The 17,822-nt window shown below is 68.7% G+C and carries 5 protein-coding genes; all 5 read right to left on the bottom strand.

Features of this window, described 5'->3' with window-relative positions; translation table 11 throughout:
* Positions 1 to 43 precede the first annotated feature (43 nt).
* Positions 44 to 1,600: a protein kinase domain-containing protein gene (locus WMF29_RS16190; protein WP_437329688.1), complete on the bottom strand. Its 1,557-nt coding sequence runs from the start codon at positions 1,598 to 1,600 to the stop codon at positions 44 to 46.
* Between the two features lie 268 nt (positions 1,601 to 1,868).
* Positions 1,869 to 13,409 (bottom strand): tetratricopeptide repeat protein, encoded by an 11,541-nt coding sequence (locus WMF29_RS16185; RefSeq protein ID WP_437329687.1) that lies wholly within the window; start codon positions 13,407 to 13,409, stop codon positions 1,869 to 1,871.
* Positions 13,410 to 13,484: 75 nt separating this feature from the next.
* Positions 13,485 to 14,393 (bottom strand): tetratricopeptide repeat protein, encoded by a 909-nt coding sequence (locus WMF29_RS16180; RefSeq protein ID WP_437329686.1) that lies wholly within the window; start codon positions 14,391 to 14,393, stop codon positions 13,485 to 13,487.
* Between the two features lie 583 nt (positions 14,394 to 14,976).
* Complete coding sequence (locus tag WMF29_RS16175) at positions 14,977 to 17,022, bottom strand: AgmX/PglI C-terminal domain-containing protein (RefSeq protein ID WP_437329685.1); 2,046 nt, start codon at positions 17,020 to 17,022, stop codon at positions 14,977 to 14,979.
* A 90-nt stretch (positions 17,023 to 17,112) separates the two neighbouring features.
* Complete coding sequence (locus tag WMF29_RS16170; protein WP_272098136.1) at positions 17,113 to 17,352, bottom strand: hypothetical protein; 240 nt, start codon at positions 17,350 to 17,352, stop codon at positions 17,113 to 17,115.
* Positions 17,353 to 17,822 lie beyond the last annotated feature (470 nt).

Here is a 17,822-nt window from a genome sequence, read left to right as displayed (position 1 = left end):
CGGCGGCTGTCCGGCGGCTAGGCCGAGCCCGCGGCCCTGCCCGTCACTTCCGCGGCGCGGCGCCGCCGCCCGCCTTGGGGGACGTCGACGGCACCTGGCGGAGGTTGATGGTCAGCACCTCGTCGCGCGTGAACACCACGAAGCGCGCCTCCGGGGTGTACCCGTCGGCCGTGACCCGGATGCGGTGCCCGGTGCCATCCCGGCTGAACCTCGCGAAGAACGGGTTGCTGGGGAGCTCCACGTCGTCGAGGTAGATCTTCGCGTCCAGCGGCGTGGCGATGATCCGGAGCTCGACGAGGTTGGCGACCGGGGGCGCGTAGGTCGTGGGAGGAGGGGTCGTGGGCTCGTCCTTGACCTCCGTCCGAGCATCGCTGTCCACCTGGGTCGCCGGGGTTCGGAGCGCGAGGACCGCCCACGCGCCGCCGATCAGCAGCACCGAGAGCACGGCGATCCCCGCGCTCCAGAGCGCCTTTCGCCGGGTCGACTTGGTGTTGGCGACCATGATCGTGGGGATCGTCTGGCGGTTCGAGATGCTGTCCTCGCGCGACGGGTCGTCGCCCAGCATCTGGTCCCCCACCGGCGCGGAGAACTGCTGCGACATCTGCGAGAGCGGCATGCGCTGAGACCACGGCACGGCGCCGCGCTCCTCGAGCACCGGCAGGATCTCGAACTCCTCCCCGCCCTCGGCCGCGCTGGCGTGGAGCCGCCCCAGCTGGTCGCTGATCGCGGACCTCACCTCGGCGCGGCGGTGCGCGAACGTCTCGCCGATGAGGCGACCGATCTCGGCCGAGGAGGGGCGGCGGCCCATCGTCGCGAGGTACGCCTCGACGTCGTCGCGCATCTGGGCCGCCGTCGCGTACCGCTCCTCGGGCGCCATCGCGAGCGCGCGCGAGCAGATCCGCTCGAGGGCGTCCGGCGCCGCGGGCCACCGCTCGCGCAGCTTCGGGATCTCGCCGAACGTGAGCCGCTGGAGGATCTGCACGTCGGAGAGATCTCCCCAGAAGCGCTCGCCCACGACGAGCTCCCAGAAGATGAGGCCCATCGAGAAGATGTCAGCGCGGCGATCGACCATCGTCGCGAGGGCCTGCTCCGGCGCCATGTACCGGATCTTCCCCTTCACGACGCCGGTGCTGGTGTCCGCGTCGCGCGTCGCCCACTTCGCGATGCCGAAGTCGACGACCTTCGCCTGCCCGTCGTAGGTGACGAAGATGTTGTGCGGGCTGATGTCGCGGTGGACCACCTGGAGCGGCTGCCCGTTGAAGTCCATGAGGTCGTGCGCGTAGTGGAGCCCGGCGAGCGCGTCGGCCAGGATCGCCAGGTAGACCGCGCGGTGACGCGACGGGTCGATCTTCCTGCAGATCCGATCGAGCGAGTGCCCTTCCAGGTACTCCATCACGATGTAGTACTGGTCGTCGATCTGGCCGCACTCGTACGTCTGCACGACGTTCGGGTGGTTCAGCCGCGCGGCGAGCCTCGCCTCGTCGAGGAACATCGCGTTGACCTCGGGCTCGGTCGCGATCCCCGGCTTGAGCCGCTTGATCACGACCAGCTTCTCGAACCCGAGCGGGCCGCGATGCGCAGCGAGGAAGACCTCGGCCATCCCTCCCTGCCCAAGCTTTGCGATCAGCCTGTATCTCCCGAAGCCTCTCGCGGACTGCACGGGGAGCCGGACGATCATCGATGACGAGGTCACAGCACCTGATCGTTCGTAAGGATTGCTGACTCGTCAAGCAGACTCATGGAGATGTGCATCCCTCCGGCACAGCGGAGCCCCGGGCCGAGGAGCGCGCGCGCGCTCCCCCTGAATGCCCCGGGTGCTCCAGTTAATGAGGTGAATTCCGCAACTTAGGCCCGACTGCCGCGCGGGATCAGCCCTCGCCGATGGCGATCCCGAGCGCCTGACGCAGCGCGAAATACTGATCGCTTGTCGAGAAGACGATCAGCTCCTTGAGCCTGTCCTGGGGCGGGAGATCCCCGGGCTGCTGCGGCTCGGCGGCGATGATCTTCTTCGCGATCTCGAGATCGCCCGAGAGGAGCAGGCCGGTGCGCGCCGCGGTGATGTCGACGCACTGGACCCACCGCTTGATGTTGGCCTTCGCGCCCTCCGCAAGGAACTTCTTGACCACCATGCGGAGCCCCTCGAGCTGCATCGGCTGCATGAACCCGCGGAGCGTCTGCGCGGTCGCCGTGATCTGCTTCTCGATGTCCGGCGGAACCGACGTGTCGGGCGCGACGAGCTTGATCCCGGCGAAGAGGAGCACCGTCAGCTCGGTGACCGTCGGGAACAGCGTCTTGATGTAGTGCTCGCCGCGGTACATCGCGAGGTGCTTGCCGACGATGAACGTGAGCTCCTGCGGCGAGAACCCGGTCAGCACCGTCTGACCCGCGACGGACGCCGGCTGCTCGTTCGCCACCGCGACGAGCGCGCCGGGCACGTCGCTCCGCACGTAGAGCCGCGGCGCCGGCAGGCCCAGGACGTTGGCCGCCCACCCGAAGGTCCGGGCGAACGTCACCGTCGAGGTCGCCGGATCCTGCAGGAAGCGCTGATCGAGGACCGGCAGCTCACGGCGCTGCTTGAGCGTCTCGATCTTCGCCCTGAGCGCGGCGCCCGCGATCATCTCGAAGATCTTGCCGACGTAGAGGTTCTCCTCCTCGTGGAACAGGTTCCTGATCCACTGCTCGTTGTCGAGCCGGCTCTTCGCCTGGATGAGCCCCTGCGGGCGGTAGTCCTCGAAGTACTGCTGCTCGTCGGGATCGGCCTTGCGGAGGAACGACAGCGCCGCCGCGACGCACCAGGCCTGGTCGTAACGCTTGCTGTCCACGTACAGGCGGTAGAGCCGCTTGTACGGGTCGATCTTCATCGGATCGATCTTGACCATCGCCTGGAACTCGCCGGTCGCCAGATCGAACTGCTCCGACTGCTCGTAGAGCTCCGCGAGGATCAGGTGCTCCGTCGCGTCCTCGGGCTTGAGCCGCGACGCCATGCGGAACGTCTCGACGGCGGCCGTCCTGTCGCCGAGCCGATCGCGGTAGATGAGCCCGAGCGCGTGCCAGAGGCTGTACTCGAGGTCCGTGTTCCCCTTGCCGGCCACCCGGTGCAGCATCTTGCGGTACGCCCGCTCGAGCTGCTTCCACTCCTTCTGCGCCGTGAGGATCTTGTTGATGCGCTCGAAGGCCTCGAGGGAGTGCGGGTTCAGGTCCAGCGTGTCGTTGAACAGCTCCACCGCGCGCGCCGGGTCGTCCAGCTTGTCGCGGTAGATCTGCGCCATCGTGTAGAGGTAACGGCTCTTCCGATCCGGCTGCGGCTCGAGCTCCGCGATGCGCTGGAGGCAGTCCACCATCCGCTCCCACTGCCCCGTGCGCTGGTAGAGCTGGAGCAGCTTGTGGAGCAGCACGTGGTTCTGCGGCTCCAGGTCGAGCGCCTCCTCCAGGGCTTCCACGCCCTTCGGGATGTTGTTCTCCTTCTCGACCCAGATGTCGCCGATGTCGTTCAACATCCTGAACCGCTCGACGCCGTCCATGATGTTGTCGAGGATCAGCCGCTTGTAGTGGCAGACCTGCTTCCAGTCCTTGAGCGCGTCGTAGACGGCGACCATCGCCTCGAGCGTCGGCCGGTGCGCGGGCTCGGCGCCGAGCGCCTTCTCGAAGTTGTTGACCGCCTGCTTCGACTGCCCCTGCGCCTGCTTGATGCAGCCGAGCTTGTAGTAGACGGTCGCGCGCTCCTCGGTCTCGGCCTCGTCGAGGCTGGTGAGCACCTTCTGGTAGTTCGTCAGCGCGCTCGCCCAGTCGCCGAGCTTGAAGCTGACGTCCGCCAGGCCCCGGATCGTCTCCTGGTCGGTCAGATCGAGGTTGTGCGCGGCCGTGTACGCCTTGAGCGCGGCGTCGTCCTTGCCGAGCCGCTCGAGGACCCGCCCGAAGGTCCGCTGCAGCCGGTGCTGCTCTGACCTGTCGCGCTTGCCGCTCTTCCTGACGAGCATCTCCGCGAGCGGCTCGGCCTGGGCCCACCGCTCCGTGGAGACGTACTCGTTGAGGAGCGGCATCGCGGCGTCCTCGTTGTCGGGATCGCTCTGGAGCGCCATCTCGTACGCCTGCACCGCGAGCGCGTGCTCGCCGAGCATGTCGTCCCGGAGCTTGCCGAGCTCGACGAGCAGCCGCGCCTTGGCGCGGGGCGCGTCGGTGTTCATCTGCTCCTGGTCGAGGTAACGCGCCGCCCGGTCCCAGTCGGCCGCGTCGATCGCGATCACCCGCAGCGCCGCCAGCGTCGGCACGTGGGACGGATCGAGATCGAGCGCCATCTCGAAGCGCTCCTGGGCCTGGACCCGCTCGCCGAGCTTCTCGTCGAGCTGCCGGCCGATCCGGAAGTACATCTCGACGCGCTGCTTGCCGTCGGCCGTCAGGTCGGCGACGCGCGTCATGTACTCGATGGCCTTCGCCGAGTTGTCCTGCTTCTCGTAGAGCTTCGCCAGCGCCTCCAGGGCCGGGATGTGCGTGTCCTGGATGTCGACGATGTTCAGGTACGCGTCGATCGCGCGGTCGAGGTCCTCGATCTCCTCCGCGTAGACCTTGGCCGTCTGGGCCCAGAGCTCGATCTTCTTCTGCCGATCCTCCGCCGCGTTGATGTGGCGATCGTAGGTGTTGATGAGATCGTGCCACTGGCGGAGCCGGCGATAGCAGCGCTCCAGGGCCTCGAGCGCGGGCTCGTGGCTCGGGTCGATCTCGACCACCTGCTCGAGGCGCGCGGCCGACAGATCGGGCTTCAGGAACTGCTCCTCCTGGAGGTTCGCGATCTTCATCAGCACGTCGATGCGCTCGCGCTCCGTGGTGACCACGTCGAGCTGCATCTCGAGGACGCGCACGAGATCCGGCCACTGGTGCGTGGCCGTGTAGACGCGCTCGAGCCCCCGCATCGCGAGGAGGTTCGATGCGTCGATGTCCAGCACCTCGCGGTAGACCGCGCCGGCCTTCTCGATCAGGCCGAGCTTGGACTCGTAGAGGCCGGCGGTGCGCAGCTTCACGGCCGCGACGACGTCGGGCTCGCTCACGGCCCGCGCCTTGCGGAGCAGGACGTCGACGAGATCGTTCGACTGATCGCGATCCGTGTAGATCCGCTCCAGCGCCTCGAGGGCCGGCAGGTGCAGCGGATCCACGTCGAGGGCGCGCCGGTAGAAGCTGAGCCCCTGCTCGACCTCGCCCATGTGCTTCTCGAGGACCTCGCCGAGCTCGGTCAGGACCTCTTTCCGATCGACGTCGGTCACCGCGACGTTGAGGGCGCTCGTCAGCATCTGCCCCTGCTGCTGCCACTGGCCGGTCTTCTTGAAGAAGTTCGCCATCTGGCGCAGCACCGCGACGTTGTTCGGGTCGTGCGCGAGGATCTGCTGGTAGTACGGTTGGGCGTACTCGGGGTGGCCGAGGTCCTCCGCGTACCACTTGGCGAGGCGCAGGCAGAGCGTGATCTTCTGGAGCGGGGCCGTCTGCTGCTGCAGCCACCCGTTCACCGTCTGCACGAGCTCGGGCCAGCGGTTCGTCGCCTGCGCCATGCGCTCGAGGTAGCGGACCGTGTCCATGTCGGAGAAGTCCATCTCGAACGCCGTGAGCAGCGCGTCGAAGGCCTGAGGCTTGTCCTCGAGCTGCTCCTCGAAGACCCGGGCCACCTTGCGGAGGATGTCGGTCTTCTCGGAGACCTCCTCGCGCGAGTCGAGCCGCGCGAGGTAGAGCTCGATGAGCGGCTCGCTCCGCCGGGCCGCGTCGTGGAGCTGCTCGAGCGCCGCGAAGGCCTGATCGTGCGTCGGCTCGAGCTCCAGGACCTTCTCGTACGCGAGCGTGCCCCGGTCCCTCTCCTCGACCTGGTGCTCCCAGATCTGCGCCACCTCGAGGTACTCGCGCACCTTGTCCGCCGGCGACTCGTAGGCCGCCGCCCGGCCCATCTTCACGTCGATGACCTCGACCCAGCGCCCCTCGGCCCGGAGCAGGTTCTCCAGGGCGGCCATCGCCTCGAAGTCCTTCGGGTCGACCTCGAGCAGCTTCCTCCAGGCGTCGATGGCGTCGTACGCCTGCCCGAGGACGTGCTGGTAGGTCGTCCCGAGCTCGCGGTACAGCGCGATCACGTTCTCGGCCGGCAGCACGTCCCGCGCCCGATCCACCGTCTGGTGGAGCGAGCTTACGATCTGCTCGGGCTCGTTGCGCAGCCGCCAGATCGCCGCGATGGCGTAGAGCGCCTCGAGGTTCGCGTAGTCGATGTCGAGGACGCGCTGGTAGTCGTCGAGCGACGAGTCGTCGCGGCCGAGCTGCTCGTGGAACAGCTTGGCGCGGCGGAGCAGCACGGCGACGCGCGACTCATCGTCGATCGCGATGTCGTAGTGCCGCTCGAGGACGTCGCAGAGCTCGGACCACTGCCCCACCCGCTCATAGAGGTTGGAGAGCGCCCCGAGCGCCTCCGGATCCTCGCCGCGGAGGTCGAGGACGCGCTTCCACGTCTCGACCGCGCCCTGGACGTCGTTCAGCCGATCGGCGAGCAGATGCGCCATCTTGGCGCGGATGTCGGCCTCCTGGCTGTCGCCCATCGCGTTCTCGAGCTCCCGCTCCAGCACGACCTTGAGCTGGGTCCAGGCCCCCTTGGCCGTGTAGATGCGCTCGAGGGCGCTGATCGCCTGCTCGTTCGTCGTCTCGAGCTCGTCGAAGATGCGCCGGAACGCGCGGATGGCGTCGTCGAGCTGACCGAGCCGCTCCTCGTACGTCTGCCCGAGCCGGAGGTAGAGATCGACGAGCTCCGGGCGATCCTCGGTCGCTCGCACCCGCTGCTCGAGCACGCTCGCGAGCTCGGGGTACTGCTCGAGCTGCGTGTAGATCCGATCGAGGTTCGAGAGCGCCTCGGCCTCGAGCGGCTCGATGCCGAGCACGTACCGGTACGTCTCCTCGGCCTTGGCGACGTCGCTGAGGTCGGTCTCGAAGACCCGCGCGAGCCGCTTGCCGATGCCTGTCTGGACGTCCTTGTCGCTGTGGATGCCCAGCACGTCGGCGTACGCGTTGGCGAGCATCTCCCAGCCGCCGTCCACCGAGCCGGCGAGCCGCTCGACCTCCTCGAGCGTCTTCTCGTCGCCCGGGTACTCCTTCAACGCCCGCATGAAGACCGCGAGGGCGCCGTCCGGCGAGATGAGGCGCTCCTCCTGGAGCTCCCCCAGCCGGTAGTACATCGCCTGCCGCTCCTGCGGCTCGGTGAGGTGGGTGAGCTCGGCCTCGAGCACCCCGCCGAGCTTCTCCCACTCCGCCGCCGCCTGGTAGAGCGGCTCCAGGATGGCGCCGATCTCGATCTGCTTGATCCCGGCCGCGAAGAGCCCCTCGAGGGCCTCGAGCGTCGGCGAGTGCTCGGGGGCCGCCGTGAGCACCTCGCGGTACGCCCCGATGGCCGCGGGCAGGTCGTTGAGCCGCGTTTGATAGACCACGCCGAGCCGGTACTTGAACTCGAGGATCTCGTCCGGCGACTGCGCGATCTCCGACTCGCGCGAGAGGATGGTGACGAGGTCGCTCCACCGCTCGGTCGCGGTGAACAGGCGATCGAGCGACGCGATCGCGGTCTGGTTCTCCGGCTCGACATCGAGCACGCGCCTGTAGCGCGCGACGGCGCTGTCGATGTCGTCGAGCTGCGTCTCGAAGATCTGCGCGAGGCGGAGCCCGAGCTCCACGAAGCGCGCCGGCTCCTCGCCGAGCCGGCCGAGCTCCGTGTCGTACAGCGCGGCGACCTGCGGCCAGCGGTTCACCATCATCGCGAGCCGCTCCAGGTTCGAGAGCGACTCCTCGTTGCCGATGTCGAACGTCACCGCCCGCGCGTACGTCTCGAACGCGGTGACGTGGTCGCTCAGCATCTCCTCCGAGAGGCGCGCGACGCGGTGGAGCAGATCGACCCTCTCGTACGGGTCCTCGGCCACCTTGACCCGGACCTCGAGCACGCTGATCAGCTTCTGCCACTCGCCGGACGCGTCGTAGATCGGCTCGAGCACCAGCGCGGCGCCGAGCGGCTCACGGCTGCCGTCCTTGATCTGCTCGAGCGCCCGCAGCGTCGGCTCGTGATCGGGCATCTGCTGCAGGAGATCGCGGTAGAGCTCGATCGCCCGGGACACGTCGTCGAGGTGCTTCTCGTAGAGCTCCGCGATCCGGTACTGGTAGCTGATCCCCTCCGCCGGATCCGCGGTGATCTCCGCCTCGTGCTGGAGCACGCTGAGCAGCTCGAGCCAGTTCTGCGACGTCTGGTAGAGGACGTCGAGCCGCCCGAGCGCCTGGAGATCGTCCGGATCGATCTCGAGGACGCGCTGGTACGTGTCGATTGCGCTCGCGACGTTGCCGAGCTCGCGCTCGTACACCGCGCCGATCTGGTAGTAGATGCGCTTCTTCTCGTTCGAATCGAGGACGAGATCGGCCTTCTTCGCGTAGACCGAGAGGAGCTCCTGCCAGCGCGAGAGGCTGAGGTAGAGCTTCGTCAGCGCGTCGATCGCCCGCAGATCCTCGGCGTCGAGCTCGAGCACCTTGCCGTAGACGGCGATGGCCGGATCGTGCCGCTCGAGCACCTCCTCCTCGATGCTCGCGGCCTGGAAGAGGGCGAGCTTCTTCTCGTTCAGGTCGTCGAGGATGTCCGCCTTCTGCTGGAGGATCTGCGACAGCTCGTTGTAGCGCTCCGCGGTCCTGAACAGCCGCTCGAGCGACTCGGCCGCGTGCAGGTTGCGCGGATCGATCTCGAGCACGCGCCGGTAGTGCCCGACGGCGCTGTCCATGTCGCCGAGGTCTCCCTCGTAGATCCGCGCGCTCATCGTGTAGAGCGAGCTCGCGAGCTCGGCGTCGGTCTGCTGCGCCGCGAGCGTCTCGAACACGCGCGCCAGGTCGGCGAAGCGGCCGGTCGCGCGCGCGAGCCGGTCGAGCCCCTCCTGCGTCGACTCCGAGGCCGGATCCTGGCTCAGCGCCCGCGCGTAGGTGTCGAAGGCCGAGCTGAGGTCGCCGCCCGCGTCCTCGTAGAGCACGGCGATCTGGTGGAGCAGCTCGACGCGACGGGTCACGTCGTCGCTGCGCCGCACCTGCACCTCGTGCACCCCGATGAGCTTCTGGAAGTCGCCCGACTGGCGGTACAGCGGCTCGAGGATCTCCGCGATCGCGAGCTCGTGCTCGGCGACCTTCCCGAGGCGCTCGAGCGCCCCGAGCGCCTCGACGTTCGTCGGCTCGCGCTCGAGCACCTGCCGGTAGATGTCGATCGCCGAGTCGACGAGCCGCATCCGCGACTCCCGCAGCGCGGCGAGCCGGAGCATCAGCCTGATCTGGGACTCCTCGTCGACGGCGATGCCGAGCTGCGCCTCGAGGTTGTCCGCCAGCTCTTCCCACATGCCCTGGCGGCTGAAGAGCCCGTCGAGCGCCGCCAGCGCCACCATGCTCGTGTTGTCGATGGAGAGGACCTCGCGGTAAGCGGCGATCGCCTCCTCCGGCTGCCCGAGCCGCTGCTCGTAGACCTCGGCCATTTGCGCGTAGAGGCCCTCGCGCTCGGCCGGCTCGTGCACGAGCTCGATGCGGCGCCGGTAGACGCCGATGAGATCGCCCCAGCGCTCGGTGCGCCGGTAGAGCTCGTCCATCGCCTCCAGCGCCTCCGAGTCGGCGGGATCGATCGAGAGCACGCGGAGGTAGCCGTTCGCCGCCTCCTCGACCTTGCCGAGCCGCTCGTGGATGCTCGCGAGGCGCATCCAGTACTCGCGGCTCAGCCGGGCGTCGCTCAGCGAATCGGCGATCTCGCTGAAGATGACGTCGAGCCTGTCCCAGGCGCCCGCCTGCGCGGCGAGCGACTCGAGCTCCGCCCGCGTCTCGGCGTGCGACGGGTCGTCCTTGAGCGCCCGCGACTGCGCGTCGAACGCGCGGCCCAGGTCGCTCAGGCTCTCGGCCGCCGTCCGCGCCACCTTCCGGAGCAGCGCGACGCGCGTCGCCGTGTCGCCCTCGGCCGCGGCGAGGATCTCGAGCGCCTGGATCAGCTTCTCCCAGTCGCCGCGCCCCTCGTAGATCTCCTGCAGGATGGCCGCCGCCTCGGCCCGCAGGGACTCGTTCGAGAGCAGCGCCTCGAGCGCGAGGCGCGCCGCGTCGTTGCCCGGATCGAGGATCAGGATTTCCTTGTAGTTCTCGAGCGCTCCAGCCGCATCGTTCAGGTGCTTCTCGAGGGTGCTCCCGAGCCGGAACTTGAGGTCGATGAGCGCGTGCTCGTCGAGCGGAGAGTCGATCCGCTTGCGGAGCACGTCGACGTAAGACGCCCAGTCCTGCTGCTCGCGGTAGAGCTTGTCGAGCGCCGCGAGCGCCTGCGGGTCCGTCGGCTCGTCGTCGAGCACCTGGCGATACGTCCCGATCGCCTGCGCCGCGTCGCGCAGCTCCCCTTCGTAGAGCTCCGCGATCGCGTAGAGGATCTGCTTGCGCTCCTCCGGCTCGGTGACGATGCCGAGCTTCTTCTCGTAGATGCCGAGCAGCTCGCCGAACCGCCCCGTCTCGCGGTAGAGCCGCTCCAGCGCGCCGATCGCGGCCTGGTTCTCGCCGTCCGCCTCGTACACGGCGCGGAACTGCGAGAGCGCCTCGTCGATGCGCTTCACCTCATCGAGCAGCACCCGCCCGAGCCGGAGCCGGAGATCGACCCCGAGCGCGATGTCCCCCTCGCCCTCGGCGCGCGAGATCGCCGACGAGTAGGCCTGGATCAGGGCGTCCCACCCCTCGGTGGAGCGCGCGGCCCGCTCGACGTCATCGATGCACTGCTCGTCCTGCGGCGCGATCTGGAAGGCCGAGAGGTAACGCTCGAACGCCCGCTGCGGCTCCTTGAGGCGCGTCTCGTAGAGCGCCGCGACCTGCCGGTAGAGGTCGAGCCGGGAGACGTCGTCCTGGTCGTGCGAGAGCTTCACCTCGATGGCGCCGGCGAGCCCCTTCGGGTTGTTCGCCTGCGTGTAGATCGGGATGAGCGCCTCGGCCGCGGCGAGGTGCGAGCCGTCGATCGAGAGCACCTTCTCGTAGGCGCGCGCCGCGCGATCCGCCTTCTGCTTCTGGACCATCCAGAGATCAGCGATCTTGACCAGCAGGCTGATCTTGGCCGCGTCGTCGGTCTCCTTGGCCTCCTGCGACTCGAGGACGCGGATGAACTCGTCCCACTTGCCGCTCTCGGCGTAGAACACCTCGAGGTCGTCCCAGCGCTGCAGCTGGAGGTACGCCTTCTTGAGCGCCTCCTGGGCCTTGCGGTCCTGGGGGTTCAGCGCGATCACCTCTTGCCAGGCCTTGACGGCCGCCTCGTCGTCCTTGAGGCGCTCGCCGTAGAGCTGCGCGAGCTTGCTGAGGAGCGCGAGCTTCTGGGTGCTGTCGAAGGTCGTGTCGACCTGCTTCTGCAGCACCCTCGCGAACGCCTGGTAGTCCTTGTTCTTCTCGTAGAGCCCGGCCAGCGCGTTCAGCGCCTCGGGGTTCTCCGGGTCGTTCGCGAGGACCTCGTCCCAGAGCTCGATGCAGAAGTCGACCTTCTTCACCCGCTCCGACGCGAGCTTCGCGATCTCGAGGTACTTCGCGGCGCGATCGCCGCCCTCCGGGAGCGCCGCGGCCTCGCGGCGGAGCAGCCCGATGAGCTTCTCCCAGTCGCGCCGCTTCTCGTAGCTCTGGCGGAGGAAGTCGATCGCCTGCGCGTGCTCGCCGTCGATCGCGAGGATCGCCTCGTAGCACTTCACCGCCTCGGCCGCGTTCGAGAACTTGCCCGAGTAGAGATCCGCCGCCTTCGCGTAGTTGTCGATCTTCTCGGCGGGATCCGAGACCGCCTCGGCGATCTCGATCAGCGTCTTGACGTACTCGTTGTACCGCTTGGCCTGCTCCTGCTTCTGGGCCTTGGCCTTGAGCTCCTCGACGCGGCCCGCGGTCTCCGCGGCCGGAGGCGGCGGCGCCGTCGGCCGCCGGCCGACCTCCGAATCGGCAGGCCTGCTCTCGGCGGGCGCCCGCGCAGGCGGCGGCTCGATGTCGGCCACCGAGGACCTCGCGTCGCGCTCGTCCACCGACGAGGCATCCACAGGAGCGCTCACGGGCGCGCTCGCCCTGCCGCTCACCGGGGCTGGCGTGCTGAGCGGCGCTGGCGTGCTGACGGGCGCAGGCGCGCTGACGGGCGCAGGCGCGCTCGTGGGAAGCGGCGTGGCGTCCGCAGGCGCGACGGCGACGGGCGCAGGCGGCGCGACGACGACGGGCGCGGGCGCAACGACGACGGGCGCGGGCGCGACGACGACGGGCGCGGGCGCGGCAGCAGCCGGCGGAGGCGCGGACGGCGCGACAGGCGCGGCCGTCAGGCGCTCGCCGATCTGCGCTTCGAACGCGCTCACGCTCGGGTGCGTCGGGGCGACCGCGGAGAGCCTCTCGAACCAGCTCCTGGCCCGGATGAGGTTGCCGAGCTGGCGCCAGGCAACACCGCCCGCCTGCGCGATCATGTACGGGGAGCTGCCGTTCTGGTTGGCAGCGCTCTCCGCCAGCGACGCGACGCGCTCCCAGTTGCCCTCCTTCGTCCCCCAGAGCTCGCGCAGGTAGGCGAACGCAGCCTCGTTCGAGGGATCGAACCGGAGCGACTCCTCGAGGAGCTTCGATCCGATCTCGACGTTCTGGTGCCGCGTGGCCCAGCGCACGCCGAACTTGAACGCCGCCTCTCCGCGCGCCACGCCGGCGCGCGCGTCGAGGATGCGGCGCTGCGTCTCCACGATCGCCTGCGGCCGCTCCGCCTCGACGAGGAGCCCCTCGAACATCGCCGCGGCCTGCTTGTCGGAAGGCGCGGTCTCGTACGCCCTCCGGAGCAGGTCCTCGAGCTGACCGCGATCGAAGCGCTTCGCGAGGCGCGCCGCGCGGAGCAGCAGCCGCTTGCGCTCGTCGTTGCTCGCGGCCGCGTCGGCCGCGTCCACCAGCTCCGCCATGCGCGCCGACCACGACGACTGATCGACCTGCATGTCGAACAGGCAGGCCCGCGCCTCCTCGCTCGTCCCGCCGGACGCAGCGAGCCCTTTCGCGTACATCTCCGTCGCGCGCTCGAAATCGCCCGCGTCGCAGAGCACGTCGCCGAGCTCCACGCGGAGCTCGGCGGCCGCGGTCCCCTCGGGGGCGTTCCTCAGCTCGAGCTCCAGGAGCTTCTGGACCATGTTGGTCTTGCCGAGGTCCCAGTAGATGGAACGAGCCGACTCCAGCGCCTCGAGCAGCGCTGGATTCAGCTTGTAGGCGTCCTGGAAGTGCTTCAGCGCCTTGACGGCCTGAAGGAACTTCTCCTCGAGCAGCCGCCCGAGCTTCAGGTGATATGCCGCCTTCCGGGTCGCGTCCCCTTCGGCCGCAATCCCCTTCTCGAGCTCCTCGACGAGCCCTTGCCAGTCATGAACCGACTCGAGATGATTGAGACGCTGCGCAAGATCCATTGATTATCGACCCTCGGCCCCGACCTTCGAACGATTGAAACGCTTAGGTGCCCCGTGCCGCGCGCGGCATCACGGCTACTGACCGCCGAGCCGCGCGACGAGCGTGTTCGCCGTCTCGCACTCGGTCTTGAAGCTCGCCGCCTTCGAGCCCTTGCAGGCGCGTGTGGTGAACCCCTTGAGCATCTGGATCGCCTCCTGCTTGCGCGGCGGATCCAGGGTCGCGTAGGTGCTCCCGAGACTCCAGAGGATCTGTACGGACTCGGGACCATCCGTCGGCGCCACCGCCTTGGCGGCCTCGAGCTCGGACACCATCTCCGCCGTGGACCCCCGGTCCTGGTAGACCGACGCGAGCAGGCTGTGGATGCCGAAGAGGTACTTGTCCCCCGGCTTCGCGAACGACTTCGCCTCCTTGAGCACCTGCTCGGCCTCCTTCGTGTACCCGAGACGGGTGTACAGGTCGGCGAGCGCCGCGTAGTACCGGATTTCGTTCGGGTTGTGCTCGATCGCCTTGGTGAGGTTCTCGAGCGCCTTCTGCTCGTCGTCCGTCCAGAGGTAGACGTTCCCGAGCTGGGAGTAGCAGTCCGCGAAGTTGGGGTCGTTCTCGATGCACTTCTGGTACGGCTCTTTGGACTCTTCGTAGGAGATCGTCTTCTTCTTCGCCTGCTGCTCGAGCGCCCACCCCCGTTCGAACCAGTAGTTGGCGAACTTCGGGGCGATCTGCGTGGCGCGAGCCAGCGTCGATGCGACTTTGTCCCACTCCTCCTGCTTCTTGTGAGCCATCGCCAGCTTGAAGAAGATGCGGTGGTTGTTCGGGTCGAGCTTGGTCGCTTGCTCGTACTTGTTGGCCGCACCGTCGGGGTTGACGGCGACCTCCTTGTCGGCCTGATTCGCCAGGATGACGGCCTCCTGGCGGTGCCGGCTGCAGCCCAGGCCCGCCGCGCTCGCCGCGACCAGGCCAACCATCAAGAATGCCCCAAGCTTCATCTCGCTCACCTTTCGAATGGCCCCGGCATCGCCGGCCTCTGAGTGACCTGGGCGTCGCGTCGCCCCTCTTCAACGTCCCGGAGTCGGCTGCGCCGCTCCTTCAGCTCAGCGTCCGGAGTCGGCTGCGCCGCTCCTTCAGCGTCCGGAGTCGGCTGCGCCGCTCCTTCAGCGTCCCGGAGTCGGCTGCGCCGCTCCGTCCCCAATCCCGGAGACGGCTGCGCCGCTCCTTCAGCAGTCTCGGAGACAGGCTGCCCCGCTCCGTGTGGCACCGTCACAAGCGTCCCGAGGTGGCGCGCGTTGAACCTCGCGCGGCGACGCGAGAATAGGCGGAGGCAACCGCGGAAGTCCAGGGCTTCAGACCCCGCGCATGCGCCTCGCGGCAGCGCCTCCACGCGGGGCCCCCACCCTCCCCCCGCGCGGCGGACGACGAGCTGGCCACCCCACGGGCGCTCGCCGCAGACCCCCGGCCGCGCCCAGCGCCAGCCGCGTCCAGCGCTGAAATGGAAAACGCCCCGCACGCGAAGTGCGGGGCGTTCGCTCGAACCGAGCGGCGAGGCGAACTCAGCCGCCGGGGCTGAGCATGTCAGCCGCCGGGGCTGAGCATGATCGGGTAGACGACGGTGACGATACCGCCCTCGGGCTGCGGGAACGACAGGCCGTAGAACGCCCGAACGACGCAGGAAACCACGCCGTTATCGGGCAGATCCGAACCGCCGTTACCCACGTTGGAGACCGCGCCGTCGCGCCCGATGACGAAGCGCACCGCGACACGGCCCTGCAGATTCGGGTTGTTCCTGAGCCCGTTCTCGTAGCAAAGCCGGAATCGACCGAAGTTCTGACGGACGATACGCTGGATGACCTCGGGGGGCAGACGGCCGCTCACGCTGGTCGCACCCATGCGCACCTGCGGCGGTTTGGTGCGATGAGACCCACCGAGGCGGCCATGGCCGGAGCCGAAGCCCTGGCCGGTGCCGGTGCCGGCGCCGTGCCCGATGGTGCCGATCGAGCCGAGGCCGATGCCCTCGCCGCGCCCGCCACCGCCCTCGCCGATGCCGGAGAGGCCGAGGCCGCCGGCGCCGAACGAGTCGCCGATCTGATCGCCCCACATGTTGCCGCGGGCGCTCAGCGCATCGTTCCCGAGCGAATCGTCGCGTCCCCACGGCGCGGTCGGCGCGTTCGGATCGCCGCCGGCGCCGGCGTTCAGCAGCCCGATCATGCCGAACTCCGCGGCGTCGCGGAGCGCAGCCTGGCGGGCGATGTGCGGATCCGGGTTGTCGGCGGGCCCCTGGACGCCGTAGCGGTTGCCGGTGGCCTTGGTGTTCGGGTTACCCATCGAACCCTCTTCACCCTTGGCGCGTGTACCGGTGCCACCCTCCTTGTTGTCCGCCGCGTTCTCGGCGACCTGCTCGGTCTCCTTCTCCTCCATCTCCTTCTCGGCGGCCGCCGCGAGGTACTGCTGGATGAGGAACTGCTGGTCAGCGGAGATCCCGTCCTCGCCCGTATCGCCGAGGGGCGGCATGAAGAAGGCCATCGCCGCGAGCAGCCCGAGGTGAACCGCCATCGAGAGGCCCGTGTACAGCAGGCTCTGCGTGTCCAGCTGGAGGTGGCCAGCCACGACCTTGCCTGCGTTCACGGCGGACACCTGGAAGACGATGCCGTCGAGCTCGACCTTCGCCTTCCCGCCCGACGGAAGCGCCATCTGATAGGCGCCAGAGAGCTCAGAACAGGGCTGCGTGAGGCCCTGATCGATCGCCTGCTGCACCGTCATCTTCGGCCTACCCGGGATCTCGATGGTCCCGGTCGCGCGGGGCAGGAGCACCACGGAGACCGAGCCGGAGCGATCCGCGAGGAGGATGGGCGCCCGCGTCGTGCCGAGCTTCTCCGAGGGGATGAAGTAGTCGCACTTGAAGTTCTTCCCCGCCTCCTCACCCACGTAGAAGGAGCGCGGCGGCGTGAGGTGCTCGACGTGGAGCACCGCGGCATCCCACAGGATCATGACCTCGACGGAGGCCGCCGGGACCTCGACTTCCTCGCTCGGCACGTCCGGCCCGTTCTTCACGAGCGTGTACGTGTAGGAGCCTTCCGGCGCGTCCGGGGGCACCTCGTCGACGGCCGGCGCCGACTGCGCGAACGGGTTGTTGTAGGAGAACGGGTCCGCCCCGCCCGCGGCGGAGGCTGCGAACGGGTTCCCAGGCGGCGCGGCCGCGAACGGATTCCCGGGCGCCGCAGCGCCGAACGGGTTCCCACCAGGCGCCGCCGCAAACGGGTTTGCGGGGACCGGCTTGGCGGGGCCCGCCGCCGCGGCGACCGCCACCGGCTCCGCGCGCTCCAGCATGATCTTCGTGCCGCCGATCTGCAGCTGATCGCCTGGGCTGATCTTGCACTTGTTGACGCGCGCCCCGTTCACCATCGTGCCCGGCTCGTTGCCGAGATCGATGAGCGTGATGTCCTGCGGGGAGGCGACCTCGATGACCGCGTGCATGCGCGAGGCAAGCTCGTCATCGACACGCAGATGGCTCTTCGCGTCCTTGCCTACCTTGACGATATCCTGGGTGATCGTCTCCCGGCGGACGAGCGCCTCGTTTTGGTAGAGCGCAAATGTGAGAGCGACCCTTTGCTTGCCTTCCATCTCCGCCAGCCTTCCCTGTGCGCCGCGCGGCGCACGCCCCCAGCACCGGGGGGTAAATCGATAGGGCAGGTGCCAAACCTGCCCATCACATCAGAGGTTCTCGACCGACTTGAGCATTTCCGGAACGAACGAGGTGCGGGGCCTGATCAGCGTCGTCCGGACAGGACCGGGCCGCACGCGGATGGTGGCGTCGTTGGGGCCGAACCCGCCGGCGTTCAGCGGATCGTCCGAGAACTCGTACCCGTACCCCTCATCCTTCTTCCCAGCGCCAGGAGCCGCTCCCTGCGCGAACGCCGATGAGGCGACCACGCTCATAAGAACGGCAGCCACGACTCCCGCACCCAATCGGGTCAACCCTCTCATTCCAGCCTCCTCACAATGTTTCGACGCGGTTACAGTGCCATTGTACCGCCTTCCGCGGCGGCCGGTCAACCAGCTTCGCATGCTATCGAGGCGTCGGAGAGCACGACCCACACACGCCTCGACAACCGATTCTACCCAAGGTTCCCAGAACGCTGCGACGAAGACGAAAAAAACGAGCCCCCTTCTCCTTGATGCAGCTTCGTGCAGCGAGAGAAGGGGGCTTCAGGTGCCGTTGTCTGTCGCACCGCCACGCGGTCCGACCCGCCCGTCGAGCTCGCCCGGAATACTACCGTATCCCTCGCTCACCCTCCTTGCGACCCGGACCGATCGAGACGTCCGCTGTGGCGGGGCGCATCTTCGTGCGTGGCGGGCTCAGCCGCGTCGCTCGGCTCGCTGTGGCCTACTTGCGTACGCCTCACTCGCCTGCCCAGCGGCTG

Source organism: Sorangium sp. So ce381, assembly GCF_051473845.1.
Classification (GTDB): domain Bacteria; phylum Myxococcota_A; class Polyangia; order Polyangiales; family Polyangiaceae; genus Sorangium; species Sorangium atrum.
Note: the sequence above shows the minus strand (reverse complement) of the source record. Positions and strands in the feature narration are given on the sequence as shown.